Source organism: Microbacterium sp. LWH12-1.2 (genome assembly GCF_040675825.1).
In the GTDB taxonomy this organism is placed as follows: Bacteria; Actinomycetota; Actinomycetes; order Actinomycetales; family Microbacteriaceae; genus Microbacterium.
In genome coordinates this window covers 1,574,695-1,600,022 of record NZ_JBEGIJ010000001.1, presented here as the reverse complement: position 1 = coordinate 1,600,022, position 25,328 = coordinate 1,574,695, and the positions used below count along the sequence as shown (strand labels likewise).

The window sequence follows — 25,328 nt, the reverse complement described above, 5'->3', positions numbered from 1 at the left end:
TGGGGCGCCTTTCGCGTATGTCAGCTGATGGTCAGAAGCTGGTGCCCCGCGGCGACCGTCGTGCCGGCCTCGGCGTTGATGGTGCCGATGGTGCCGTCCTTGTGCGCCTGCAGCGGCTGCTCCATCTTCATCGCCTCGAGCACGACCACCAGGTCGCCCTTGACGACCTGCTGGCCCTCTTCGACGGCGATCTTGACGACGGTGGCCTGCATCGGCGACTTGACCGCATCGCCGGCGGCACCGGCGTTCACGGTCGTCGCGTGGCTGCGGCGCGACGGCGGTACGGCAGCCGGACGCCCGGCGGTGCCCGCGGCCGCGGCGACCCGATCGGGCAGACTCACCTCGAGGCGCTTGCCGGCGACCTCGACGACGACGGTGTGACGACCGGGGCCGGTGGACGGTGCCTCCAGTTCGCCGTCCCACGCGGGGATGTCGTTCACGAACTCGGTCTCGATCCAGCGGGTGAAGATGCCGAAGCGGCCGTCTTCCGCGGTGAAGGCGGGATCGCGGACGACCTTGCGGTGGAACGGGAGCACCGTGGGAAGGCCCGCGACCTCGAACTCGTCGAGGGCGCGGCGGGCACGCTCCAGCGCTTCCTCCCGGTCCTTTCCGGTGACGATGATCTTGGCGAGCAGCGAATCGAACGCACCCGACACGGAGTCTCCGGCGGTGACGCCGGAGTCGAGGCGGATGCCGGGGCCGCCGAACGTCTTGAAGACGTGGATCGGTCCGGGCTGGGGGAGGAAGCCTCGACCGGGGTCCTCGCCGTTGATACGGAACTCGATCGAGTGCCCGACCGGCGTCGGGTCGTCGTAATCGATGGTGCCGCCGCTCGCGATGCGGAACTGCTCGCGCACCAGATCGATGCCGGTGACCTCTTCGGAGACCGGGTGCTCGACCTGGAGTCGGGTGTTCACCTCGAGGAACGAGACGGTGCCGTCCGCACCGATCAGGAACTCACAGGTGCCGGCGCCGACGTAGCCGACCTCCTTGAGGATGGCCTTGGACGCCGCGTACAGCTGGCTGTTCTGCTCCTCGGTGAGGAACGGCGCCGGCGCCTCCTCGACGAGCTTCTGGTGGCGGCGCTGCAGCGAGCAGTCGCGCGTCGAGATGACGACGACGTTGCCTTCGGCATCCGCCAGGCACTGGGTCTCGACGTGGCGCGGTTTGTCGAGATACTTCTCCACGAAGCACTCGCCGCGCCCGAATGCGGTGATCGCCTCACGCGTCGCCGAGTCGAACATCTCAGCCACCTCGTCGAGTTCGCGGGCGACCTTCAGGCCGCGGCCGCCGCCGCCGTAGGCAGCTTTGATCGCGATCGGCAGGCCGAACTCCTTCGCGAACGCGATGACCTCGTCGGCCGATTCGACGGGGCCGGGGGTGCCCGGTGCGAGGGGGGCTCCGACCTTCTCGGCGACATGCCGTGCGGTGACCTTGTCGCCGAGCGACTCGATCGCGTCGGGAGAGGGGCCGATCCAGATCATGCCGGCGGCGATGACCGCCCGCGCGAATTCGGCGTTCTCGGCGAGGAAGCCGTAGCCGGGGTGCACGGCATCGGCGCCGGCGCGACGCGCGATCGAGAGGATCTTGTCGATCTGCAGGTAGGTCTCGGCACTCGTCGCGCCGCCCAGGGCATATGCCTCGTCGGCCAGTCGGGTGTGCAGTGCATCCCGGTCCTGGTCGGCGTAGACGGCGACGGAGGCGATCCCGGAATCACGGGCTGCGCGGATGATGCGTACGGCGATCTCGCCGCGGTTGGCGACGAGCACCTTGGCGATAGCAGGCATGGTTGCCAGCCTAGCGAGAACGGACGCGATCGTTTTGACGACTCTCCACAAGAAAGGGGCGAGAACGTGGAGGAGAGTCTACGAGTCCGATTCCGGTCCTTGAGCCGGTCGTGCAGACCACAGGTCGGTCCACACGACGCCCAGTTCGGCGGCGAGGAGGCGCACCGTCGACAGCGACATGCCGACCACGGTCGAGGGGTCCCCGTCCACCCGCGTGATGAACGCTCCGCCGAGGCTGTCCACCGTGAACGCGCCGGCCACGTGCAGCGGCTCGCCGGAGGCGACGTAGGCGGCGATCTCCTCGTCGCCGATGTCGTCGGCGAAGGTGACCGCGGCATCGGCGACCGCCGTCGCTTCACGGTGTCCGGCTCCCGGCGAGATGCGGAACACGGAGTGTCCGGAGTGCAGGACGCCGGTCGCGCCGCGCATCTCCTGCCAGCGCCGAGTCGCGTCCTCCGGCGTGTACGGCTTGCCGTAGACGCGGCCGCCGAGCTCGAACATCGAGTCGCCGCCGATCACGATGCCGTCGAACGCCGGATCCAGCGTTGTGATGCGGTTCGCGACATCGGCCGCCTTCGCCCGCGCGAGCAGGAGAACCAGCTCCCCGGGGGGAAGCTCGGCGCCGCGCTCAGCGGCCGCGACGGCGGCAACGGCATCCTCGTCGACCTCCGGGGCGAGTGTCAGCGGCTCGATCCCGGCCTGACGCAGCAGCATGAGTCGGGCAGGGGAGGTGGATGCCAGGCAGACGCGCATGTTCTCCACCGTATCCTCGAATAATGACTTCTCCCTCAGCCGGCCTGCTCGACCTCGATATCACCGGCATCGCACACGGCGGCACGTTCATCGCCCGCCACGAAGGCCGCGTGGTGTTCGTCTCCGACGCGATCCCGGGCGAGCGGGTGCGCGCGCGCCTGCTCGACCCCAAGGAGGGGGGCGAGGACAAGCGGAGCTTCTGGCGTGCGGAGACGGTCGAGGTGCTTGAGGCATCCCCGCACCGACGCCCGCACGTCTGGGCAGAGGCAGATGTCTCTCGGGACCCCGCCGATCGTCCTGGTGGCGCGGACCTGGGGCACATTGAACTGGCGCACCAGCGCACCCTGAAGCGTCAGGTGCTCAGCGAGGCGCTCGAGAAGTTCGCAGGTTCCGGTCTGGAAGCGCCAGAGGTGGAAGCCGTCGACGCTGGTGACGGGACCGGATGGCGCACCAGGATGACGTTGCACGTCGACGATGCGGGACGCGTCGGGCCGTACGCCGCGCGCAGTCACCGGGTCATCCCGGTGACCTCGTATCCGCTCGCGCGACCCGTCGTGGCCGCCGCAGCCCTTGACCTGCGCGATGCGAAGTTCGGTCGGATCGACCTCGTGGAGCCGGCGGACGGCCAGGTCCGCGTGATCCGCAAGGTCGACACCGGCCGGCGCCCACCCCGGGGCAGCGACAAGCGGGCGGCTCCGGAGATCGTGCGCGAGCGCGTCGGCGGACGGAGCTTCCAGGTCGACGCCGGCGGGTTCTGGCAGGTGCACTCGCAGGCGGCCCCCGTGCTCGACGGCGCAGTGCGTGAGCTCCTCGCCGGACGGGTCGACCCCTCCGCCACGCACTTCGACCTGTACGGCGGCGTCGGACTCTTCGCTGCGACGCTCGCAGACCTCGGCGCCACGGACATCGTGACCGTGGAATCCAGCCGCCGTGCGACCATGCAGGCTCGGGAGAACCTCGAGCCCCTGGACGTCACAGCTGTGACCGCACGAGTCGAGCGGTACCTCGACACCCTGCCCGAGGGGACTTCCGCCGGTGCCGTCGTGCTCGATCCGCCGCGGGCCGGCGCTGGCCGAGCTGTTGTTGACGCCGTGAACGCCCTCGCCCCGACGGCCATCGCCTACGTCGCCTGCGACCCGGTCGCGCTCGCACGCGATCTCGGGACGTTCCGCGGGCACGGATGGCAGGTGAGCGAGATGCGCGCGTACGATCTCTTCCCTCATTCGCACCATTTCGAGGTCGTTGCACTCCTCACGCGCTGACGAGGCGTCAGCGCTGGAATAGGCTGAACGCATGAGCAGGGTCGCACTGATCGATGATCACGAGTCCGTTCGTCTCGGACTCGAGGCGGCGTGCTCACGTGATGGAGGCCAGACCGTGGTCTTCTCCGGCAGTTCCGTGCGCGCGTACCTGGACTGGCGAGGAGCCACCGGCTCCGCGCCGGCGGACGTGGTCGCCCTCGATCTCACGCTCGGCGATGGCACGACCGTCACCGAGAACGTGACAGCTCTGGTCGCCGACGGAGCGAGCGTCGTCATCCACAGTGTGGCCGACCGCCCGGACGCGGTGCGCGAGGCGCTGGCGGCGGGCGCGGTCGGCATTGTCAGCAAGTCCTCCCCGCTGGATGATGTGCTCGATGCGATCCGCACCGTCGCCAACGGCGAGGCGCTGAACAACGTCGAGTGGGCGAGCGCAGTCGACGGCGACCGCGACTTCGCCGACGCGCAACTCTCCCGTCGGGAGCGCGACGTGCTGCGCCTCTACGCGACCGGGCTGCCGCTGAAAGCCGTGGCCGAGCGGCTGGGCGTCGCCTATTCGACGGCGAAGGAGAACCTCTCCCGGATTCGAGTGAAGTACGTCGTGGTGGGACGCCCGGCGCCGACCAAGCTCGACCTGGTGCGGCGCGCCGTCGAGGACGGGATCCTGCCGGCCGACAGGTCGCCGCATGTCAGCTGACACGCTGAGCATCCGCGAGGCGTGGAACCAGATTCCGTCTCCTGGCGCTGCGGAGGCGGAGTTCGAGCGTTTCACCGGCAAGCGCATGGAGCGCATCCTCGCGATCGTGGTGGCGATCGGCTCCGCCGTGCTCGGGGCGCAGGCGCTGATCTCAGCGATCAGCACGATCTCGCGTGTCGACGCCCCGCGCGTCATCATGCTCCTGGTGGTCTTCGTCCCGCTGATGCTGATGCTCCTCGCCTGCGTGTTCGGGCGGGGTGTGCGCATCGCGTCCGGTTCGTTCGCGATCGCCTACGTCGCGGCACTCGCGGCCTGGCCGTTGGTCGTCGATCCCGCTGCGAAGGGCGCGGGCGAACAACCGTGGATCTTCTTCCTGGTGAATGTCGGAGTGGTCGCAGCGATGCTGGCGTTCCCGCTCTGGTTGCAGCTCACGTGGGCGATCGGCGTGCCCGTCGTCTACGGCTACGTCCGTCTTGTGCAGGGCGGGTTCTCCAGCGAGTTCTGGGTGAAGACCGCCTTCGATTTCTCCTTCACGCTGATCCTCGGCATCGTGATCATCTCGCTCGGATGGATGTTCCGCTCGGTCGCCGCCGGAGTCGATGACGCGCGCGGCCGTGCGGTGTCGTCCTATGCCGCAGCGGCGGCTGCGGCCGCTGCTGAAGAGGAGCGCGTCGCGATGGCGGCGCTCATGCACGACAGCGTGCTGGCCGCGCTGATCGCCGCGGAGCGCTCCGAAGGGGAGCGAGCCCGCGATCTTGCCGTCGGCATGGCTCGCGAGGCGCTCACCAGACTCGCCAACACCGAGGCCGCCGTGGCACAAGAGGGCAGTGACGAGCCGGTGGCGACCGCGCAGATCGTCATCGAGTTGCGCAGGGCGCTCTCCGAACAGGGAGCGGATGCCGTCGTCGAGGAGCGCGGCGGGATCGGGCTGATCCCGGGGCGGGTCGCACGTGCGCTCGTGCTCGCCGCGCGTCAATCGATCGGCAACGCTGTTGCGCATGCCAAGGGTCGGGGGCTGCACATCGTGGCCGAGGGCCGCGGCAACGAGGGCATCACCGTCACGATCAGCGACGCGGGTCCCGGATTCGACGTCGATGCGATCGCCGAGGATCGGCTCGGCATCCGGGCCTCCATCTTCGCCAGGATGGCGGGCGTCGCAGGCACGGCCACGATCGACTCGACTCCGCAGGGGACGACCGTGGTGCTCGGCTGGGAGCGGACGTGAACTGGACCGTGCGCAGCGTCGCGACGTCTCTCGCCGTCGGCTTCGCCATGTACTTCGCAGCCAGAGGGGTGTGGTGGATCGAACAGCCGACCGCCCCGCTCCTGATGGTCGCGGCGATCGCGCTGTATCTCCTCGTCGTGAACATCGCGATTCTGGGGGAGTCTGCGGCGAGCGTGAGAATGCCGTTGTGGTCGGCGATCTTCGCTCTGGGCGCCAGTCTGCTCATCCCGACTCTGGTCACGCTGTCGCTTGACCCGACGTCGTACACGGCGCCGTTCGCGACGTGGTACATCGGCGGACTGGGGGTCCTGGGGGTCGTCTGCATCGTGCGTCGACGCTTCCTGTTCGGATGGTTGATCCTGCTGGCCCTCATCGTGTCGTCGGCGACCCATCTCGGCCTCATCGTCGCGCTCAATCTCGGGCTGGTCGGCTCGATCATGTGGACAGTGATCGCTCGATTGCTGGTGATGTTCTGGGATCGTGCCGTGCGCGACACGGAGCGACTTGCTGACATCCAGCAGGCCGTGTCGGCGTGGCATGCGACGCAGGAGGTGCGCCAGCGCGAGCGGCGGGTGCGAACGCAGTTCGCCTTGGCGGTCGCTGGTCCCGTACTCAGCCGAGCCGTCGCTTCTCGTGGTGTGCTCACGGAGGGCGAGCGCATGGAGGCGCGGCTGGCCGAGGGCCGCCTGCGCGACGAACTGCGCGGAGCCGATCTCCTCAACGACGCGGTCAGGGATGCGATCTCCGAGGTGCGGCGTCGTGGTGTCGTGGTGACCGTGTTCGACGAGGGCGGGCTCGACGACATCGGCGAGAATCGTCGCGCTCAGATCAGAGACGAGCTCGCCGGCGTCCTGGCCAGTGCGAGCGCCGGTCGTCTGATCATCAGGGCCGCTCGTGATCCGCGCACCGCGGTCACGATCGTCGGACGGGCAGGATCTGCCGGTTCGAACGATGACGACCTCGTCGACCTGTGGCACGAGATCCCGCGCGAGAACGCACCGGAATAAGAAGTGGCGAGGGGTGGCGGATTCCGCCTACCCCTCGCCGTGCGGTCAGTTACCCGAAAACTGTCCGCTGGTGGCCGATCAGCGTCTGTCTACCCTGGGACAAAGAGACCAGCCGAACGCGAAGCGTCTCGTCAAGTCTGCGCGATTGTCGAGTACTTGTCTGTAGGTATTTCGGGGGACAAATCGCCGACGCCGATTCGGAGATACGGATCCGTACCCGATGGGGGAAGATTGGACGATGGGCACGCGACGCGGCACGAATCTCCCGAGGATGGGCGACTTCAATCAATCGGTCATCCTCGAAGCGATACGTCGTTCCGGCGAGGGGCTCAGCCGGATCGAACTCGCGGACGCGACGGGGCTGTCGGCGCAGACGGTCACCAACATCACTCGGCGGCTGATCGAAGACGGTCTCATCGCCGAGGCTGGTCGGATCATCAACGGCCCTGGCAAGCCGAGGATCACGCTGCGCCTGAACGCGGAGAGCCACTTCTCGGTCGGGGTGCACCTCGATCCGGCCGTGATGACCTTCGTGCTCTTGGATCTCACCGGTCGGGTGGTCGGCAGGATGACGAAGCGCACGCCGGACAAGGACCCGCGCAGCATCGTCGACGCGATGGCGCGGATCATCGACGAACTGATCCAGGAAGCGGGGATCGACAGAGCGCTGGTCGCCGGCGTCGGGATCGCCGCTCCCGGACCGCTGGATGCGGAGATGGGGACGGTGATCGATCCGCCGAAGCTGCTGGGCTGGCACCGTGTTCCGCTGCGGAGCGTCCTCGAAGAGGCAACCGGCCTCCCTGTCATGCTGGAGAAGGACACGACCGCGGCTGCAGTCGGAGAGCTGTGGACCGGGCACGGGCCCGCGGACGACTCGTTCGTGTTCGTCTATCTCGGCACCGGTATCGGAGCCGCACTGGTGCGAAGCGGCGAGGTCGTGGGCGGGAGCTCCCGGAACTTCGGCGAGATCGGGCACATCATCGTCGACACCGAGGGTCCGTCGTGTTCCTGTGGTGCGCGGGGCTGCGTCGAGGTGGTCTGCACCCCGCAGGCGATCGTGGAGCAGGCCGAACGCGCCGGTGTCTTCCGGGACGACCGGGAAGGGACCGACGTGGAGACGCTGGACGAGCGGTTCACGCAGCTGTGCGAGCGAGCCGCCGCTGGTGACGTCACCGCTGTCCACGTGCTGCGCGAAGCGGCGCGGCGGCTGTCGGTCCTCATCGCCGCCCTGACCAACGTGCTCGACGTCGACCGGGTCGTTCTGGGCGGTCCGTTCTGGGCGCGGCTCTCAGAGGTGTATCTGCGTGAGCTTCCGGTGCAGCTCGAGCGACGCAGCGCGACGCGCGCCATTCGATCCCTCCCGGTCGCCGGCACCATCGTCGGCGACGACGTCGGGGCTGTGGGAGCTGCATGCGTCGTGCTCGATTCGGTCCTGACGCCCCGCGCCTCGGACCTCCTGCTGGAGGAGTGAGCGGCGACGTCTCGCGAGCACGCCCGGCGTCTTCGAGAAAACCCTTGACAGGGTTATGTCTAATCGATGTAGTATTTTTGTAGCTTCTCTGGAGGGAGAGCCGGGCACCGATGGGGGTCGAGTCCGGCGGGAGCCTGGGGCTCCCGAAGCTGTCGCCCGACTTGCGGGCGACAGTGGTCCGTGTGATCCGTGAGCTGGGGGCTCACGGATCACCGATCACCCCGTGCAGCGATCAGCCCGAGTAGCGGCCCCACGGAATATCGCGTCGAAGCGGCGTGCGCAGTGAGCGCTGAGTGCGCGTCCACGCGGAGACATGCGGTTCTTCGGCGACAGCAGTCTCAGCCTCACCCGCGTAGGCGTCGCTGATCACCGCGACGAGAGCGGCGAGTTCTTCCTCGGAGGCGGTGCCGCGGATGATCTCGACCGACGGCGTCTGCTCGCCCGACGAATCGGCCGGTGGCGTCTGCGCGGTCACAGCGGAATGTTCCCGTGCTTTTTCGGAGGCAGCTCGGCCCGCTTGCCGCGGAGGGCGCGGAGCGCCTTGGCGATCGAGACACGGGTGTTGGCCGGCTCGATGATGCCGTCGAGCTCGCCGCGTTCGGCGGCGAGGAACGGCGATGCGACGTCGTATGTGTATTCGTTGGCGAGGCGCGTGCGCACGGCGGCGACATCCTCACCGGCCTCCTCGGCCTTCTTGATCTCACCGCGGTAAAGGATGTTGACGGCGCCCTGGCCGCCCATCACCGCGATCTCGGCGGTCGGCCACGCCAGGTTCACATCGGCGCCGAGCTGCTTGGAGCCCATCACGATGTAGGCGCCGCCATAGGCCTTGCGGAGAATGACGGTGACCAGCGGCACGGTGGCCTCGGCATAGGCGTAGAGCAGTTTCGCGCCTCGGCGGATGACGCCTTCCCACTCCTGGTCGGTGCCGGGAAGGTAGCCGGGCACATCGACCAGGGTGACGATCGGGATCGAGAACGCGTCGCAGAAGCGGACGAAGCGGCTGGCCTTCTCGCCGGCCTGGATGTTCAGGGTTCCGGCCATCTGCGAGGGCTGGTTGGCGATGATTCCGACCGAGCGGCCCTCGACCCGGCCGAAGCCGATCACGATGTTCGGGGCGAAGAGCGGCTGCACCTCGATGAAGTCGCCGTCGTCGACCACGTGCGAGATGACGACCTTGATGTCGTAGGGCTGATTCGCGGAGTCCGGAATGAGAGTGTTCAGCGAACGATCGGCATCCGTCGTCTCGAACTCGAAGGCGCTCTCGTAGGTGGGCAGCTCCGCCATGTTGTTGTCGGGCAGGAAGCTGAGCAGCGTGCGCGCGTAGTCGATCGCGTCGTCCTCGTCTTCCGCGAGGTAGTGCGCGACGCCGGAGCGGGTGTTGTGCGTGTACGCACCGCCCAGCTCCTCCATCCCGACGTCCTCGCCGGTGACGGTCTTGATGACGTCCGGGCCGGTGACGAACATCTGACTCGTCTTGTCGACCATGATGACGAAGTCGGTGAGGGCGGGGGAGTACACCGCGCCGCCGGCCGCCGGCCCCATGATGATGGAGATCTGCGGGATGACGCCGGATGCGCGAGTGTTCAAGCGGAAGATCTCGCCGTACTTGCCGAGGGCGACGACGCCCTCCTGAATGCGCGCGCCACCGGAGTCGAGGATGCCGATGCACGGCATCCCCCCGGCAAGGGCGAACTCCATGATCTTGATGATCTTCTCGCCGGCGACCTCGCCCAGGGACCCGCCGAAGGTCGAGAAGTCCTGCGAGTACACGGCCACGGTGCGACCGTGGATGGTGCCGACGCCGGTGACGACGGAATCGCCGTACGGGCGGGAGCGGTCCATGCCGAACGCCGTGGTGCGGTGGCGCACGTACTCGTCGAACTCCACGAAGCTGCCGGGGTCGACGAGCAGCTCGATGCGCTCGCGAGCGGTCATCTTGCCTTTGGCGTGCTGCTTCTCCTTCGCCTTCTCCTCGGCGTCGACGACGGCCTCGGTATAGCGAGCGCGGAGGTCCGCGATCTTGCCGGCGGTGGTAAAGAGGTCGGGCTTGTCCGTCACGGATTCCACACTAGCGTCGGGGCGGGCGGTGACGTTGGATGCTCGCCACAACGGGTGGGGGGATCCTTTGGTGATCTACTGCTTCTCCGGGCTTCCGGGCTCGAGGACTACGGTGTCCGGATCGTCATCCCCGGCGTCCGCACCGCGACCGCGGTGGACGGTCAGCTCGCCGACCTTCCGGCCTGCCCACCCGACGCCGCGTATCGCCGTTCCTGCGGCCCCCGCGACGGCGTTCCCGGCGAAGCGCGCACCGTGCAGCATCCGCAGCTCCAGCTTCTCGGCACCGGCGACCGGTTCGAGCTCACGAGGGAGAATTGCGGGCGCGATGCCGAACGCGCGCCGAGAAGTCGTGAGGACTCGGCGGCCGAGGATGTTGTTCCCCGCCCCGCCGATCACGGCTCCGACCCCGAACGGCAATGCCTTGCCGATGAACGATGCACCCCCGCGCGCCGCGAACTGATGGATGAACATGGTCTTCAGCCGATCCACCAGCGGACCGACGGCCGCGCGGGGGAGCGACTTGGTCACCAGTTCGCCCCAATAGGCGGAACGCCCGACGCCCTTTCCTGCCACCTGCCGGGTGAGCTGACCGACCAGGTCCACGCCCTCCTTGCCCAGCATGAGCGTCATCACCAGGGCGCGAGCGCGGTCGGGGTTCTCGAGCGCGATGCCGTGCACCTCGGCGACCGACTGGGCGAACAGCGCTGTCGACTCGACGAACCCGACGGTCTCGACACCCGACAGCGCGAGGGTGATGCCGGTGCCGATTCCCGGAACGACGGCCGTCGCGCCGACCGCAGCGCCGCCGGTCGTCACGGCGGCGAGGTAGCGGCGCTCGAGGATCCGCACGATCTCGGTGGGGGTCGCCTGGGGGTGCCGCAGACGGATGCTTCGGATGTGCGCCAGCACCAGAGGGCGCTGAATCGACAGCACTCTGTCGAGCCCGCGCACCATGAACGGATGCTCGGGCGAACCCGCCGGAGGGATGCCCTTGTCCCACGCGGCATCGTCAGGGAGGGAATGGATCTTGTGCACCTTGCGCGCCATGACTCGATCCTAGGAAGAGATGCCGCGAAAACGCCGGGAGCCGCATCCGTGAATGGATGCGGCTCCCGGCGTGACGAGCCCTACGACGCGCGAAGGACGGAGAGAGTCAGACGAAGAGGTTCGCCCGCTCGAGGTCTTCGGCGAAGTCGACCTCGACGGCGTAAAGGTCGGACACGTCCATCGGCTCGAGGAGCAGGCCGTCCTCGGCGATCGCGAGTTCGAGGCCCCGTTCGAAGTAGTCCTGATCCTCGACGCGCTGCAGCTGGCGCATGAACGCCTTCTTGTTCGCTGCCGAGATGTAGTTGATGCCGACAGCCTCACCGAGGCCGCCCTTGACGGTCTTCGACAGCTCCTTGATGAAGCCCTCGGCCGTGACCGTGTACTTCACCTCTTCATCGCTGACCTTCGCGGTGTTGACCGTGACGAACGACTGCTCGCGCTCGATGAACTCGACCGCGCGGCCGAGGATCATCGGGTCGAAGACCACGTCGCCGTTCATCCAGAGCACGCCGCTCTTGCCGGTCGCCGCAAGGGCGCGCAGCAGGCTCTTCGACGTGTTGGTCTCGTCGTAGCGCTCGTTGTGGACGTAGTTGACGCTCGGGAACGCCTCGATGATGGTCTCTGCGCGGTAGCCGACGACTGCGGTGATGCGTGCGTCGGTGCCGAAGGCGGCGCGGATGTTGTCGTGCTGCTGGCGCATGATCGTGCGGCCGTCGCTCAGTTCGGTGAGCGGCTTCGGCAGGGCGCGACCGAGGCGTGAGCCCATGCCTGCGGCGAGAATGACGGTCTGAAGAGTCACGAGTGCTCCTAAAATGAAGGTGTGTTCACGGCCGGTTCATCGGCCAGACACTTCTTCGTGCCGAGAGTCATGCTAGCGAGCGAGCCTGGGAAGCCAGGGGCCGGAAGGCCCCTGTTGCCATTTCGTGATCGAGTACACACCGAACACTCAGGCTCGACGAGCGCGCGGTCTTCCGCCTATCCATCGGCTGAATTGTTGCGCAGTGTCCGTGACAAGTCTGCACCCGTTGATACCTTAGAACAGTGACTGCTACCGGGGATGACCGCATCGAGAAAGTGGACGACGCCGCGCCCGCAGCCAAGAAGACGCCGGTGACGCGCACGAGTACGGCAAAGGGGTCTGCCCAGCGCACGCCCGCCCGGCGCACACCGGCCAAGGCCGCGGCCGAGAAGGCTGCGCCCACCGCAGAGGTCGTCGCCGAGCCGATCGCGAAGATCCCGGCGACGAGCAGCGCGGATGCCGCGACGAACATCGCGGCGCAGACGGCAGCGGCCCGAGCCGCGGCGTCGAAGTCGGCGAAGGCCACGGCCGCAAAGACCAACGCCGCGAAGACGGCGGCGGCGCGGAGAGCAGCAGAACGCTCGGCCGCCGCAAAGACGACGGCGAAGACCACAGCAGCGCGTTCTGCTTCCGCGAAGACCACGGCGGCGAAGGCGGCCGCGGCCAAGGCGGCGGCGACGAAGGCTGCAGCGGCCGAGAAGGCAGCCGCGGATAAGGCAGCCGCCGAGAAAGCGGCTGCGGAGACGGCGGCTGCTGAAAAGGCGGCCGCTGAAAAGGCGGCCGCGGAGAAGGCAGCCCACGAGGAATCGGCCGCGGAGGACCTGCGCGACGGGGAACTCGCGGCGGCGACGCCGATTGCAGAGGCGCCGATCGAAGAGCTGTTCCGGGAAGAACTGGCCGTGGAAGAGGTCGCCGTGGCGGAGCCGAATGCGGACGAAGTGGCCATCGAGCACCCGGCAGTCGATGAGACTCTCATCGATGAGCCCGGTGATGAGACTCTCATTGACGAGCCCGTCGCGGAGGCTCTCATCGATGAGCCCGACGCGGAGGCTCTCGTCGACGAGCCCGGCGCGGAGGCTCTCGTCGACGAGCCCGACGCGGCGACGATCGTCGGCGAACCGGTCGCCGAGACGACTCTCGCGGTCGACGAGCCCGTCGCCCCCGCCGACGTGCGGGTCGCCGATGCACCCGCCGCCCGCGAAGACCCGGCGCCCGCACCCGGGAAGAACAGCAATCCCGCGGCATCCTCGACCGAGGCCATCCGCATCCGCGGTCTGGTGAAGAGCTTCGGCGACAGCCGTGCGGTCAACGGCATCGACCTCACCATCCCCGCCGGTTCGTTCTACGGCATCGTCGGCCCGAACGGCGCGGGGAAGACGACGACGCTGTCGATCGTCGCCGGACTCCTGCGCGCCGATGAAGGCAGCGTCGTCATCTGCGGCATCGACCAAGCGGCCAAGCCGCTCGCAGCCAAGAAGATGCTGGGCGTGCTGCCCGATCGCCTGCGCACTTTCGACCGCCTCACCGGTCGGCAGCTCCTCTACTACTACGGACTGCTGCGCGGGCTCTCATCCGATGTCATCGAGAAGCGGGCCGGCGACCTGGCACGTGCGTTCGATCTCACCGAGGCCCTCAGTCGTGTGGTCTCGGACTACTCGGCCGGTATGACGAAGAAGATCATGCTCGCCGGTGCGCTCATCCATTCGCCGCGCGTGCTGGTGCTCGACGAGCCTTTCGAGGCCGTCGATCCGGTCTCGTCCGCGGTGATCCTCGACATCCTCCGCGCCTACGTCGCGCATGGTGGCACTGTGGTCCTCTCCAGTCACGGCATGGATCTCGTCGAACGCGTCTGCTCGCGTGTGGCGATCATCGTCGGCGGTGAGGTGCTCGCGGAAGGCACCGTCGAAGAGGTGCGCGCCGGTCAGACACTCGAAGCCCGTTTCGTCGAACTGTCCGGCGGAATCGGCGAGGTGGAGGGGCTCGAGTGGTTGCACACGTTCTCCGACTGAGAGTCGCTCTGCTCATCGGATCGCTCCGCGGTGAGCGTCGGGCGCGCACGCTCACGGCGTTGGTGGCTGTCGTCGCCGCGACGGCCGTGGTGTGCTTCGCCGTCCTCAGCCTCGCCACCGCGCCGGTCGCCGTGGCCCGCACCGTGATCATGCTCGGCGGCGCTGCGCTGCTTCTCGGCTTCCTGATCGGCCCGATCCTCACGGGCGCCGTCGATCAACTCGATCCTCGACGGTTCGCCGTCTTCGGCGTGGATGAGCGCCGGATGCCGTGGATCCTCGTCCTCGCAGCGGTCATCAGCATCCCGAGCCTCGCGCTGCTCGCCGTCGACATGAGCGTGTGCGTCGTCGCCATCCGGCTGGGGGCTCCCTGGCCGCTCGCGGTGCTCATGAGCATCCTCGGGCTGATCTGCACACTGCTCGTCGCGCGCATCGGCATGGCGGTGAACGCGCTGCTGCTTCCGGAGCGTCGCTCCCGCGAGCTGACAGCCCTGTTCGTCCTGGTCATCGTGGTGGTCGCTTTCCCGGTCGCCGTGTTCCTCGCGTCGCTCAAGTGGGACGGGCACGTGCCCGGTCCGGTCGCGGCCGTCACCGCCACCCTCGGGGTCACACCTCTCGCGGCCCCGTTCGGCTTCCTGTTCGACATCGCAACGGACGACACGGCGGGTGCCTGGATCAGCGGGATCATCGCCGTCGTCACCGCGGTGCTGCTGCTGGCGGTATGGTCCTGGCTCGTCCGACGGCTGCTCACGACCACCGAACGCCCAGTTGCGGCGCGAGAGCGCACCGGTCTCGGCTGGTTCGGCCTGCTGCCGTCGAACGCCTTCGGTGCCATCGCCGCTCGGAGCCTGGTGTACTGGCTCCGAGACCGCCGCTACATCATGAACATCATCGTCGTCCCGGTCGCCGGCGCCCTCACGGTGCTGCCGCTGCTGGTCGCCGGAGTGCCTCTCGAGATCGCCGCCCTCGTGCCGGTCCCGGTCATGGCACTCTTCTTCGGGTGGCTGCCGCACAATGATGTCGCCTACGACTCCACCGCCCTCTGGACTCATGTCGCGAGCGGCGTGCGCGGCGTCCCCGATCGCCTGGGTCGCCTGGTGCCGATCGTGCTCGTGGCCATCCCGGTGCTCGCCGTCGCCGTGCCGCTCACGCTCCTCCTGACCGAGGACTGGCGCCTGCTGCTGCCCCTGACGGGAGTGGCCGCGAGCCTGCTGCTGTCGGCGCTGGGAGTGTCCAGCGTCGTCTCGGTGGTCGCTCCGTACGCAGTCTCACGACCCGGCGACAGTCCCTTCCAGCAGCCTCAGCGGCCCGGATCCCGCGGGACCTACGGACCGGCCGCGGCGTTCCTCGGTGCGCTCATCGTCAGCATCCCGACGATCTGGCTTTTCGCGCGGACGATCGTCGAAGGTGACGAGTACGGACCTGCAGCCCTGTGGGCCGGAATCGCGACCGGCGTCGGCACGCTGATCATCGGTGTGGCCATCGGCGGTCGGATCTTCGAACGCAGCGGCACGCGCCTCATGGAGTTCGTCGAGACGGCGTGAGACACCGCCCGTGGCGGCGGCAACGCGGCTAGACTCACGGGATGAGTACTCCGCTGGACAGCCCCGATCAGGGCGGCGTGGCAACGCTTGATCGCGAACTGGAAGAGCTCCTCCGCGAGGAGAATCTCGAACCGGGCGACCATGAGCGTTTCTCGCATTACGTGAAGAAGGACAAGATCCTCGAGTCCGCGCTCTCGGGCAAGCCGGTACGCGCACTCTGCGGTAAGAAGTGGACGCCGGGTCGTGATCCGGAGAAGTTCCCGATCTGCCCCACCTGCAAGGAGATCTACGAGTCGATGATGGGCTGAGCTGGGTTCAGCTCGCGTCGACGAAGACTGTGGGGATCGCCGGGTCCGACTTGCTGAGCGCGAGCGCACGCACCGGAAGCTCCTCGCGTACGCGCAGGTGATGGGCACGGGCGGACGCCGTGCCGGCAGCGCCCTCGAACGCCGCGTCGATCTCGCCGGCGACGACGAGCGGAACCTGAAGAGCGCGGCCGTCCGGATGCTCGGACGCGGCGTCCAGCTCTTCGAACCCGTCGGATACGGCCACCGTCTCGGCGACGGCCACACCATCCGCGAGCGTGCGGAATGCGGCTTTGCGTCCGCCGCGGGATCCCTTGTCGGTTGAAGCCTTAGCGACGCCGATCCAGGCGCCAGCGGCATCCTGCCTCGCGACGAGCTTGTAGACCATCCCCGCCGTCGGGTAGCCGGATCCGGTGACCACCGAGGTGCCGACCCCGTAAGCGTCCACAGGCGATGCCGCGAGGGCCGCGATCGCATACTCGTCGAGGTCGCTCGTGACCGTGATCCGGGTGTTCACCGCACCCAGCTCGTCGAGGTGGGCTCGCACTTCGCCGGCGACGATCGGGAGGTCGCCGGAGTCGATGCGGACGCCGCCGAGACCGGTGCCGGCGACACGGATCGCCGTCTCCACCCCGGCGCGGATGTCGTAGGTGTCCACGAGCAGGGTGGTGTCCGTGCCGAGGCTCGCGATCTGGGAGCGGAAGGCGTCTTCCTCGGTGTCGTGCAGCAGCGTCCACGAGTGCGCCGCCGTGCCCATGGTCGGGATGCCCCACCGGCGACCCGCCTCGAGGTTGCTCGTCGCACCGAAGCCGGCGATGTGGGCGGCGCGCGCGGCAGCGACCGCGGACTCCTCGGCGGCACGGCGCGATCCCATCTCCGCCAGGGGTCGTTCGCCGGCGGCGATGCTCATCCGGGATGCGGCGGTCGCGACGGCGGAGTCGTGGTTCAGCACGCTGAGAGCGAGCGTCTCCAGCACGACGGCGTCGGCGAAGGTGCCCTCGACGGTGAGCACAGGGGAGCCGGGGAAATAGAGCTCGCCTTCGCGGTAGCCGCTGATCGACCCGCTGAATCGGTAATCCTCGAGGTGGCGCAGAGTGTCGGCATCCACCACCTGGCCGTCGCGAAGATAGCGGAGCTCGTCGTCGCCGAACCGGAAGTCGCGCAGCAGGGAGAGCAGGCGTCCGGTGCCGGCCAGCACGCCGAAACGGCGACCGCCGGACAGTCGGCGCGAGAACAACTCGAACACGCACGGGCGTGATGCCGTGCCGTCGCGCAGAGCGGCGGCGAGCATGGTGAGTTCGTAGCGGTCGGTGAGCAGCGCCGTCGACGAGGTCATCCGCTCAGCTTAGTGAGCGATGACGCGCTCGCGCCGCGTGCGCGGGTAGGCTGGTGAGTCATGAACGACGCGCCGATCGGAATCTTCGACTCCGGTGTCGGCGGGCTCACGGTGGCTCGCGCGATCCACGCCCAGTTGCCCCGTGAATCGTTCGTGTACATCGGTGACACCGCTCATTCGCCCTATGGCCCGAAGCCGATCGCCGACGTGCGGCGGTATTCGCTGGAGGTGCTCGACACGCTCGTCGACCAGGGCGTGAAGATGCTCGTGATCGCCTGCAACACCGCATCCGCCGCGATGCTGCGCGATGCGCGCGAGCGGTATGACGTGCCGGTGGTGGAAGTGATCGGTCCGGCGGTGCGCCGCGCGGTCTCCACGACCCGCAACGGACGGGTCGGCGTGATCGGCACGGTCGGCACGATCGGCTCCCGCGCGTACCAGGACATGCTCGAGGTGAACGAGACCCTCGAAGTGTTCACCGCGGCGTGCCCGCGTTTCGTCGAGTTCGTCGAAGCGGGCATCACCGGCACCCCGGAGGTGCTTGCGACGGCCGAGGAGTACCTCGCGCCGCTGCGCGAGGCGGGCGTCGACACCCTCGTCCTCGGATGCACCCACTACCCGTTCCTGCGCGGTGCGATCGGCTACGTCATGGGGGAGGGCGTGACCCTCGTCTCCAGTGACGACGAGACCGCCGGCGACGTCTACCGTCAACTCGTGCGCGGAGACCTGTTGGCGTCGCCCGATGCGACGGCACGCTACGTCTACGAGGCGACCGGTGACTCCGCATCCGAGTTCACCGCCCTCGCCAATCGCCTGATGGGCCACGAGGTGCGCGATGTGCAGCTGGTGCAGACCGGCGTCATCACACTTCCCGCATCCGCCGCCGAGCAGGCCCGCTCACCACAACACTGAAGGAAACCCATGACTGACATCGTCCGCGCCGACGGCCGCTCCATCGACCAGCTCCGCGAGATCACGATCGAACGGGGCTGGAGCGCCCACGCCGAGGGTTCGGCGCTGATCAGCTTCGGGGGCACCAAGGTGCTCTGCACGGCGTCCTTCACCAACGGTGTTCCGCGCTGGCTGAACGGTAAGGGCAAGGGCTGGGTCACGGCGGAGTACTCGATGCTGCCGCGCGCGACGAACAGTCGCAACGACCGGGAGAGCGTCAAGGGCCGCATCGGCGGGCGCACGCACGAGATCTCTCGCCTGATCGGACGCGCGTTGCGCGCGGTCGTCGACACGAAGGCGCTCGGCGAGAACACGATCGTCATCGACTGCGACGTGCTGCAGGCTGACGGCGGCACGCGCACGGCCGCGATCACGGGAGCGTACGTCGCGCTCGCCGACGCCATCGAGTGGGGTCGGGAGAAGAAGTTCATCGGCAAGAACTCGACGCCTCTCATCGACTCCGTCGCCGCCGTGTCGGTCGGGATCATCGACGGTGCACCCATGCTCGATCTGGCATATGTCGAGGACGTCCGCGCAGAGACCGACATGAACGTGGTCGTCACCGGTCGCGGGCTCTTCGTCGAGGTGCAGGGAACCGCCGAGGGCGCGCCCTTCGACAAGCGCGAGCTCGATGCGCTTCTCGAACTCGGCGTCGCCGGCTGCGCCGACCTGCGCGAGCGTCAGATCACCGCGCTGAGCGCCTGATGAAGGTCGTCCTCGCGACGCACAATCCGCACAAGGTCGCCGAGTTCCAGCAGATCGTGGCGCAGACCCGGCCCGATCTGGAGATCGTCGGGTACGACGGCCCCGAGCCGGTCGAGGACGGCGTGACGTTCGAGGAGAACGCCCTGCTCAAGGCCCGTGCTGCGTCGGCGCACACCGGATTACCGGCGCTCGCAGACGACTCAGGGATCTGCGTCGACGTGCTCGGTGGGTCTCCCGGCGTGTTCTCCGCGTACTGGGCCGGGCAGCAGAAGGATGCTGCCGCAAATCTCGCGCTGCTCCTGGACCAGCTTCGGGACATCGCCGACGAGCATCGTGCTGCGCAGTTCATCTCCACGATCGCTCTCGTCACCCCTGGCGGCACCGAGCACGTCGTGGTCGGCAGCTGGCCCGGCCGCCTCGCGCACTCGCCGGCCGGCGTCGGTGGCTTCGGGTACGACCCGATCTTCATCCCCGATGCGCAGCCGGACGGCGCCGTGCGCACGGTGGCCGAGTTCACAGCGGATGAGAAGCAGGCGCAATCCCATCGGGCCCGCGCGTTCGCAGATCTGATCCCCCTCCTCGCCTCACTTTAACCACTACGGTTGACGTGGTGCATTTGTAGTGGTTAAAGTGGCCGGATGCGAGAACTGACCTACTACATCGGCGTCACCCTCGACGGCTTCATCGCCGGCCCAGACGACGAAGTCGACTTCTATCCGCTGACACCGGGATTCGAAGCCTTCCTCGGAGCAAACCTGCCGGACGTCCAGCCCAGCCACGTGCGCGCGTCCATGGGCGTCGGCGACGCCCCGCTCACCGAGTTCGACACGGTGCTGATGGGTCGCAGGACGTATGAGCCGGCACTGCAGTTCGGGGTCACCGACCCGTATGCGCACCTGCGCACGCTCGTGTTCAGCAGCACGATCGTCGATCCGGAGGACCCGAACGTCGAGGTCGTCCGCACGGATCCGGTGTCCCGCGTGCGTGCGCTCAAGGCGGAGGAGGGCCTGGGCATTTACCTCGCCGGCGGTGCAGGACTCGCGGGAGTGCTCCTCGACGAGATCGACCGCCTCATCGTGAAGAAGTATCCGGTGATCGCCGGTTCCGGCATCCCGATGGTCAGCCACGCATTCGCGCCGAAGCAGTTCGCGTTCGACGACGCCCAGGCGCTCGACAACGGCTGCGTCGTGCTCCGGTATTCGCGCATCCGTGCGTGAAAAGGCGCCCGCGCTGAAGGTGAGAATCGTTACCCTTCCCGACTAGGCGAAACCGCCCTTGCGGGGCATTCCGCCGGTCTAGCCTGGGGTCATGCACGATCACGCTCCGGCATCCACCGGCATCCGCTCGGCCAGCAGTCGACGCCTGCTGGCCATCTCTCTGAGCCTGACGGCGACGGTGATGGTGGTGCAGATCGTCGGCGCGGTCCTCACGGGTTCTCTTGCTCTTCTCGCGGATGCCGCGCACATGTTCACCGACACCTCCGCTCTGGTGATCGCGCTCATCGCGAGCGCGGTGGCGGCACGACCGGCCGATGACCGACGCACCTTCGGGTACCAGCGGGCCGAAGTGTTCGGGGCGCTGATCAACGCGGTGATCCTGATCCTGCTCGCGGGCTGGGTCGCGGTCGAGGGCATCGGGCGCCTGCTGAATCCGAGCGATGTCGAGGTCGCGGGCACGTTAATGCTCGTCGTCGCCGTTGTCGGCTTGATCGCGAACGCGATCTCGATGTGGCTGCTCAGCCGCGCGCAGAAGTCCAGCATCAACGTCCGGGGTGCGTATCTCGAGGTGATGGGCGATCTGATCGGCTCGGCGGCGGTGATCGTCGCGGCGATCGTGATCATGGTCTCCGGTTGGATGCCGGCGGATGCGATCGCTTCGCTGTTCATCGCGGCGATGATCATCCCGCGGGCGATCTCCCTGCTTCGGGAGGTGTTCTCGGTGCTCTCCGAGTCGGCGCCGAAGGGGACCGCGGTGAGTGAGATCCGTCAGCACCTCCTCGACTACGAAGGCGTCGTCGGCGTGCACGACGTGCACGTGTGGCAGCTCACCCGTGGGGCGCCGGTGTTCAGCGCCCACGTCAGCGTCGAGCCGGAGCTCCTTGCCGAAGGCGGCTCTGGCCGGTTGCTCACCGATCTGCAGACCTGTCTGGCCGACCACTTCGACGTCGAGCACTCGACCTTCCAGATCGAGCCGGCCGAGCAGCCCGACTGCGAGCCCCATCACGCGTGAGGAATCTCCACTGCTGTCGCGGACGCATCTGAGGGTGATGCTCCGACAAGCGCCGCATACGCGCCGCGCTGCCTGAGCAGCTCCTCCGGAGTGCCGGATTCGCAGACCCGGCCACCGTCCAGGACGAAGACAAGGTCGGCGTCGGTCGTCGTGCTGAGCCGGTGCGCGATGACGATGCGGGTGATGCCGCGCGCACGAAGGTTCCGTTCGACAGCTGCCTCGGTCAGCGCGTCGAGAGCACTCGTGGCTTCGTCCAGAATCAGAAGTCGCGGTTGGGCGACCAGCGCTCTGGCGAGGCTGAGCCGCTGCCGTTCTCCTCCGGAAAGACCGGCACCTCCCTGGGCGAGAACGGTCGAATAGCCGAGAGGCATCGCCATGATGCTGTCATGGATGCAGGCGGTTCGAGCAGCGGCTTCGATCTCGTCCGCTCCGACATCGTCGCGTCCGAGGGTGATCGCCTCCCGAACCGTTCCGACAGGGATGTACGGGTCCTGCAGCACGATCCCGAGCTGCTGTCGGAGAGAGGACAGCGTCAGTTCGTTCTGATCCACGCCATCGAAGAGGACCCGCCCCTCGGTCGGCCGGTGCAATCCCGTGATGACTGCAACGAGGGTGCTCTTGCCGCTGCCGGTCGGACCTACGACGGCGACCTTCTGTCCTGCCTCGACACTCAGCGTGACATCGGACAGTGCCGGCAGAGCGTGGCGCGAATAACGGAAGCCGACCCCCTCCAACTGGATCTTCCCGCTCAGCGCATGCGCTGAGCGGCTGCCTTCCAACTCCTCCGGGGCGGCATCCATGATGTCGAGCAGGCGTTCCATGATCGGACCGAGCTCGTTCAGCGTGAACAGGCGCCCCGCCGTCGAGGCGGCGGGGGCCAGCGCGGCTCCTGCGAGAGCGGCGAGGCCGACCGCCGCGCCCGGGCTCGGGGCGCCGGTCGCCGCGACGATGAGGAAGAGAACTGGAGCGGCGATGCCGATCGCACCGATGACCGCCTCAGAGACCGTCATCAGCAGCTGCCGGCGGAAGCTGGCGTCGAGTTCCGTGGCGAACGCTCGTCGGTAACCTTCGGTGGCCATCTCGGCCGCCGCACTCACCTTGACCGATGCGATTCCCTGAACCGCATCGACGAGACGCGCCACAGACAGTGACTGCGCCTGGAGCTCTTCCCGCATGACCTGTCGGCTGCGCACCGAGAGAAGCCACGTCGCGGCAACCAGCGCGACCGTGACGAGGGTCGCCGCCAGGCCGAGGACGGGGTCGATGATGAGTGCGATCACGAGGTAGGAAAGGGCGAGGACCGTGTCCAGGATGCCTGCCACCAGCGTGCTCGAGGCGATCTCGCGCACCTGTGCGAGCGAACTGATCCGGTTGACCAGGTCGCCGGGCGCACGGGTCGTGAAGAAACGGTATTCCGCACGCAGGAGGGTGCGTACGCTGTCGAGTCCGAGTCGCTCGCCCATCGCACGCTGGACGGTTGCGAGAGCGAGGCCTCGGCCCAAGGAGAGCACGAGCACCACGACGGCGAGCAGGCCCACCCCGAAAAGCCAGGGCATGTCGACGCCGGTGCCCGCTACCAGTCGATCGGTGATGATCGCCGTTGCGGCCGGTGCAGCGAGTCCGAGTACAGCCAGAGCCGCAGACAGCACCAGGGCGACGGCGAGCTTGCCTCTGTTCCCTCGGATGATCGGTCTGAGAAGGCGATCGCCCCACTCGCCGCGCGAGCGCCGACGTTGAGGTGCCGTAGGGTCGGCGACCGCGAACAGCAGGAGGACGCCATCGAACCGGGCGCGCATCTCCTCTTCGGTGATGGTCATCCGCCCGACCGCCGGGTCGACGATCACGAGGCTTCGCTGGTGGGTGCGTTCGACCACGACGAAATGATCGCCGTCCGTGTGTGCGATGGCCGGAAGGGGGAGCGCGGCCACGGCGTCGAGAGTCAGCTGGTCAGAGGTGAACCGGAGCGCGCGATGCTCGAGACCGAAGCTCGCGGCAGCGTCGACCAGCGCTCGCGCCGACACGCCATCGCGGCCGCTGTCGAGCGCGGCACGGACAGTGGCGAAGCGTTCTGGTCGGTGCAGGGCGTCGAGCACCATTGTGAGGCAGGCCGGACCACAGTCGGTTCTCGCCGTCTGCACCACGGGGCGAGCGCGTCTGACTCGACTGGTCACGACTTTCGTCCCGAGCCGCCGCTCACGGGGTTCGTCTGCTCGGATCGGCCCCAGTACCACTCGACATCGGCGCTGCCCCTCAGCCGGGACAGGTGCTCGGACAGCGCGGCTTCGGGCGACATCGCCGCTGCGGATTCGTCCGACAGTCGTTCGTGGACGGTGTCGGCGAGTTTTCGGCGGGCGACCAATCGCTCCAAGCGGGAGAGGAGATCGGGGAGGGAGGAACCATGTGCGCCGAGCCAGACCTCCGTCTCTGCCGCAGAGAGCAGCCGGCGGCCGCGTCGCCAGGCGTCGAACGCGTCCTGGAGTTCGTCATCGCCGACGCCGACGACCTCTTCTCGCAGTGCCTCACGGAGCAGCGCCTCGTCGAGGACACGGTCGAGCATCGCTGTGTCTTCGAACACATCCGAGAGCACGGCCACGACGTCGGCGACCATGAGCATCGTTCCGTTGACGCGCACGACCGCATGCTCGTCCGCAGCCACCACCCCTCGACGTGGCCACGGCAGACCGCTGCGACTGCTCAGGCCGACGGAGATGGTGCGCTCGAGCCCACGAACCAGGATGTCGTAGGAGACCGATCCGTCGAACCGTTCCTGGTGGGGGATAAGGTGCACCCGGACGTCGTGTCCGTCGGCTTTGAGTGTCTTCTCCCAGGCAGCCAGAGCCGTCCTGAGGCCCGCGGCGGCGTCGACATCGGGGTCGAAGCGGTGAAAGAGTTCGACCGCGTGTGCCGTGATCGCTGAGGCCAGGGCAGCGGAGGAATCGGAGATCACGATCCGCCCTCGGCCGTGAGAAGGTCGACGAGGGCCTCGGTCATGCGCATCCCGGTCATCGACTCGATCCAACCATATTGACCGTTGGGGTTGAGATCGAGGAAGTAGGTGTCGCCAGACGGAGTGACGACCAGGTCGATCGTCGCGTACATCAGGCCGAAGATCCGGACGAGCTCGACGCACCGATCCGCAATGGCGGCGTCCAAATCCCAGGGGATCACCGTCGTGTTCGACAGGTCGTAGCGGCGGAAGTCGAGGGCCGAGTGATTCACCGAAGAGGTCTCCATCGCGGCGGCGAAGACCCGCTCGCCGATCACCGTGAGTCGCAACTCGACGACCTTGTCCAGGCGCTCCTGGACGATCATCGGCGCACGGGCGAGATCGTCGATGTGGATGAGATCATTCGAGTCGATCTCTCGGGTGTAGCGGGTGAACTGCGAGCGACCGCTCGCGAGTGCTGGGTCTGGGGTGAGTTCCTTGCTCACCAGCGGGATGCCGGTCTCAGCGAGGCCGAGAACAGCCTCGGGATCGTCGCTGATGACTGTTCGCGGGACGCTCAGACCGCGCGCGAGGGCGGCGTCGAGCTGAAGAACCTTGTCGCCCGCGCGTGTGATCGAATCCACGTCACCGGGCACCAATCGCACGCCGCGGCGGGCGAGGATGCCGAGCGCGCGACTGATCTGCGTCGCCGCGGATTCCGCCACCCGACGATCCCGGTGGCGTGACCGGAGCCAGACTGCCGAGACCGCCGACAAATCGACGGTCTGGTCGCCCGTGGACAAAAACGCCGTGACCGACTCACCCTCGAACCCGAACGTACGGTGACCACGGTCTTCGACCGCCGTAGGGTCGATCACCGAATAGTGCTCGCCCCTACGGTCGAGTTCTGCGCACACCGGAGGGAGATGATCGTCACCATGGCCGGTGACGATCAGCAGCACTGCTGCCGCCGCCACAGGTGGTCATCGACCCCCTTGACTGCGCTCAATCGTCGACGAACTCGGCGTACCAGCTTCGCGCGCGGATGATGAAGATCACGTGGCGGCTGCCGCCGGCCGCGCCGCCGTGCACGTTGTCCAGTTCGGCATCTGTGATGACCGCTCCAGCGGTATCAAGATCCTTCAGAGCCATCTGACGCATCGTCGTCCCTGCTTTCTGTCGAATGAAGTGTCGTGAACGGTGAAAAGCTAACACGCAGG

At 67.8% G+C, this 25,328-nt stretch carries 24 protein-coding genes; 13 read left to right on the top strand and 11 right to left on the bottom strand.

Features of this window, described 5'->3' with window-relative positions:
* Nucleotides 1-20 precede the first annotated feature (20 nt).
* A complete protein-coding gene (locus MRBLWH12_RS07735) occupies nucleotides 21-1,787 on the bottom strand; it encodes an acetyl/propionyl/methylcrotonyl-CoA carboxylase subunit alpha (RefSeq protein WP_341974170.1) in 1,767 nt (588 codons plus the stop codon).
* A 78-nt stretch (nucleotides 1,788-1,865) separates the two neighbouring features.
* Nucleotides 1,866-2,540 carry a Maf family protein gene (locus MRBLWH12_RS07730; protein WP_363547847.1) on the bottom strand — a complete coding sequence of 225 codons (675 nt, stop codon included), beginning with the start codon at nucleotides 2,538-2,540 and terminating at the stop codon, nucleotides 1,866-1,868.
* A 23-nt stretch (nucleotides 2,541-2,563) separates the two neighbouring features.
* On the opposite strand from MRBLWH12_RS07730, the gene MRBLWH12_RS07725 reads away from it, so the two are divergent.
* From MRBLWH12_RS07725 to MRBLWH12_RS07705, 5 genes are all read left to right on the top strand, one after another.
* The gene (locus MRBLWH12_RS07725; RefSeq protein ID WP_363547844.1) at nucleotides 2,564-3,802 is read left to right on the top strand and encodes a class I SAM-dependent RNA methyltransferase; all 1,239 of its coding nucleotides are present in this window, start codon (nucleotides 2,564-2,566) and stop codon (nucleotides 3,800-3,802) included.
* Nucleotides 3,803-3,833: 31 nt separating this feature from the next.
* A complete protein-coding gene (locus MRBLWH12_RS07720; protein WP_341974172.1) occupies nucleotides 3,834-4,496 on the top strand; it encodes a response regulator transcription factor in 663 nt (220 codons plus the stop codon).
* On the top strand, nucleotides 4,486-5,721 hold the full coding sequence (locus MRBLWH12_RS07715) for an ATP-binding protein (protein WP_363547840.1): 1,236 nt from the start codon (nucleotides 4,486-4,488) through the stop codon (nucleotides 5,719-5,721). The genes MRBLWH12_RS07720 and MRBLWH12_RS07715 overlap by 11 nt, the downstream gene beginning before the upstream one ends.
* Nucleotides 5,718-6,728, top strand: a complete 1,011-nt coding sequence (locus MRBLWH12_RS07710; protein ID WP_363547837.1) for a hypothetical protein — start codon at nucleotides 5,718-5,720, stop codon at nucleotides 6,726-6,728. Before MRBLWH12_RS07715 ends, MRBLWH12_RS07710 begins: the two co-directional genes overlap by 4 nt.
* A gap of 271 nt (nucleotides 6,729-6,999) precedes the next feature.
* The gene (locus tag MRBLWH12_RS07705; RefSeq protein ID WP_363551324.1) at nucleotides 7,000-8,199 is read left to right on the top strand and encodes an ROK family transcriptional regulator; all 1,200 of its coding nucleotides are present in this window, start codon (nucleotides 7,000-7,002) and stop codon (nucleotides 8,197-8,199) included.
* Nucleotides 8,200-8,431: 232 nt separating this feature from the next.
* Here MRBLWH12_RS07705 and MRBLWH12_RS07700 read toward each other — a convergent pair whose 3' ends face one another.
* From MRBLWH12_RS07700 to MRBLWH12_RS07685, 4 genes are all read right to left on the bottom strand, one after another.
* A complete protein-coding gene (locus MRBLWH12_RS07700; protein WP_363547834.1) occupies nucleotides 8,432-8,674 on the bottom strand; it encodes an acyl-CoA carboxylase subunit epsilon in 243 nt (80 codons plus the stop codon).
* On the bottom strand, nucleotides 8,671-10,260 hold the full coding sequence (locus MRBLWH12_RS07695) for an acyl-CoA carboxylase subunit beta (protein ID WP_407358015.1): 1,590 nt from the start codon (nucleotides 10,258-10,260) through the stop codon (nucleotides 8,671-8,673). The genes MRBLWH12_RS07700 and MRBLWH12_RS07695 overlap by 4 nt, the downstream gene beginning before the upstream one ends.
* Before the next feature lie 75 nt (nucleotides 10,261-10,335).
* Nucleotides 10,336-11,307 carry a hypothetical protein gene (locus tag MRBLWH12_RS07690; protein WP_363547831.1) on the bottom strand — a complete coding sequence of 324 codons (972 nt, stop codon included), beginning with the start codon at nucleotides 11,305-11,307 and terminating at the stop codon, nucleotides 10,336-10,338.
* A 106-nt stretch (nucleotides 11,308-11,413) separates the two neighbouring features.
* A complete protein-coding gene (locus MRBLWH12_RS07685) occupies nucleotides 11,414-12,106 on the bottom strand; it encodes a phosphocholine cytidylyltransferase family protein (RefSeq protein ID WP_341974179.1) in 693 nt (230 codons plus the stop codon).
* 242 nt (nucleotides 12,107-12,348) lie between these two features.
* Between MRBLWH12_RS07685 and MRBLWH12_RS07680 the strand changes: the two genes are divergently transcribed.
* From MRBLWH12_RS07680 to MRBLWH12_RS07670, 3 genes are read left to right on the top strand one after another with little or no spacing between them, the layout of a single operon-like run.
* The gene (locus tag MRBLWH12_RS07680; protein WP_363547828.1) at nucleotides 12,349-14,115 is read left to right on the top strand and encodes an ABC transporter ATP-binding protein; all 1,767 of its coding nucleotides are present in this window, start codon (nucleotides 12,349-12,351) and stop codon (nucleotides 14,113-14,115) included.
* The gene (locus MRBLWH12_RS07675) at nucleotides 14,091-15,656 is read left to right on the top strand and encodes a hypothetical protein (RefSeq protein ID WP_363547825.1); all 1,566 of its coding nucleotides are present in this window, start codon (nucleotides 14,091-14,093) and stop codon (nucleotides 15,654-15,656) included. The genes MRBLWH12_RS07680 and MRBLWH12_RS07675 overlap by 25 nt, the downstream gene beginning before the upstream one ends.
* Before the next feature lie 41 nt (nucleotides 15,657-15,697).
* Nucleotides 15,698-15,964 (top strand): DUF3039 domain-containing protein, encoded by a 267-nt coding sequence (locus MRBLWH12_RS07670; protein ID WP_341974182.1) that lies wholly within the window; start codon nucleotides 15,698-15,700, stop codon nucleotides 15,962-15,964.
* A 7-nt stretch (nucleotides 15,965-15,971) separates the two neighbouring features.
* On the opposite strand, the gene MRBLWH12_RS07665 is transcribed toward MRBLWH12_RS07670, so the two are convergent.
* Complete coding sequence (locus MRBLWH12_RS07665; protein ID WP_363547821.1) at nucleotides 15,972-17,297, bottom strand: nicotinate phosphoribosyltransferase; 1,326 nt, start codon at nucleotides 17,295-17,297, stop codon at nucleotides 15,972-15,974.
* A 60-nt stretch (nucleotides 17,298-17,357) separates the two neighbouring features.
* Between MRBLWH12_RS07665 and murI the strand changes: the two genes are divergently transcribed.
* The 5 genes from murI (at nucleotide 17,358) to MRBLWH12_RS07640 (ending at nucleotide 21,182) form a co-directional block, all read left to right on the top strand.
* Entirely contained in the window at nucleotides 17,358-18,209 is an 852-nt protein-coding gene (murI, locus tag MRBLWH12_RS07660; RefSeq protein ID WP_363547818.1) for a glutamate racemase, read from the top strand.
* Between the two features lie 9 nt (nucleotides 18,210-18,218).
* On the top strand, nucleotides 18,219-18,953 hold the full coding sequence (rph, locus tag MRBLWH12_RS07655; protein ID WP_341974185.1) for a ribonuclease PH: 735 nt from the start codon (nucleotides 18,219-18,221) through the stop codon (nucleotides 18,951-18,953).
* The gene (gene rdgB, locus MRBLWH12_RS07650) at nucleotides 18,953-19,546 is read left to right on the top strand and encodes an RdgB/HAM1 family non-canonical purine NTP pyrophosphatase (RefSeq protein WP_363547815.1); all 594 of its coding nucleotides are present in this window, start codon (nucleotides 18,953-18,955) and stop codon (nucleotides 19,544-19,546) included. Before rph ends, rdgB begins: the two co-directional genes overlap by 1 nt.
* Before the next feature lie 45 nt (nucleotides 19,547-19,591).
* Nucleotides 19,592-20,170 (top strand): dihydrofolate reductase family protein, encoded by a 579-nt coding sequence (locus MRBLWH12_RS07645; RefSeq protein ID WP_363547812.1) that lies wholly within the window; start codon nucleotides 19,592-19,594, stop codon nucleotides 20,168-20,170.
* Between the two features lie 91 nt (nucleotides 20,171-20,261).
* The gene (locus MRBLWH12_RS07640; RefSeq protein ID WP_363547809.1) at nucleotides 20,262-21,182 is read left to right on the top strand and encodes a cation diffusion facilitator family transporter; all 921 of its coding nucleotides are present in this window, start codon (nucleotides 20,262-20,264) and stop codon (nucleotides 21,180-21,182) included.
* Here the strand turns inward: MRBLWH12_RS07640 and MRBLWH12_RS07635 are convergent.
* The 4 genes from MRBLWH12_RS07635 to MRBLWH12_RS07620 are packed head-to-tail and all read right to left on the bottom strand — an operon-like array spanning nucleotide 21,173 to nucleotide 25,260.
* Nucleotides 21,173-23,320 carry a peptidase domain-containing ABC transporter gene (locus MRBLWH12_RS07635; protein ID WP_363551322.1) on the bottom strand — a complete coding sequence of 716 codons (2,148 nt, stop codon included), beginning with the start codon at nucleotides 23,318-23,320 and terminating at the stop codon, nucleotides 21,173-21,175. The genes MRBLWH12_RS07640 and MRBLWH12_RS07635 overlap by 10 nt on opposite strands.
* Before the next feature lie 29 nt (nucleotides 23,321-23,349).
* A complete protein-coding gene (locus MRBLWH12_RS07630) occupies nucleotides 23,350-24,129 on the bottom strand; it encodes a hypothetical protein (RefSeq protein WP_363547806.1) in 780 nt (259 codons plus the stop codon).
* A complete protein-coding gene (locus tag MRBLWH12_RS07625; RefSeq protein ID WP_363547803.1) occupies nucleotides 24,126-25,085 on the bottom strand; it encodes a hypothetical protein in 960 nt (319 codons plus the stop codon). The genes MRBLWH12_RS07630 and MRBLWH12_RS07625 overlap by 4 nt, the downstream gene beginning before the upstream one ends.
* Before the next feature lie 28 nt (nucleotides 25,086-25,113).
* Complete coding sequence (locus tag MRBLWH12_RS07620; protein WP_363547800.1) at nucleotides 25,114-25,260, bottom strand: hypothetical protein; 147 nt, start codon at nucleotides 25,258-25,260, stop codon at nucleotides 25,114-25,116.
* Between the last annotated feature and the right edge of the window lie 68 nt (nucleotides 25,261-25,328).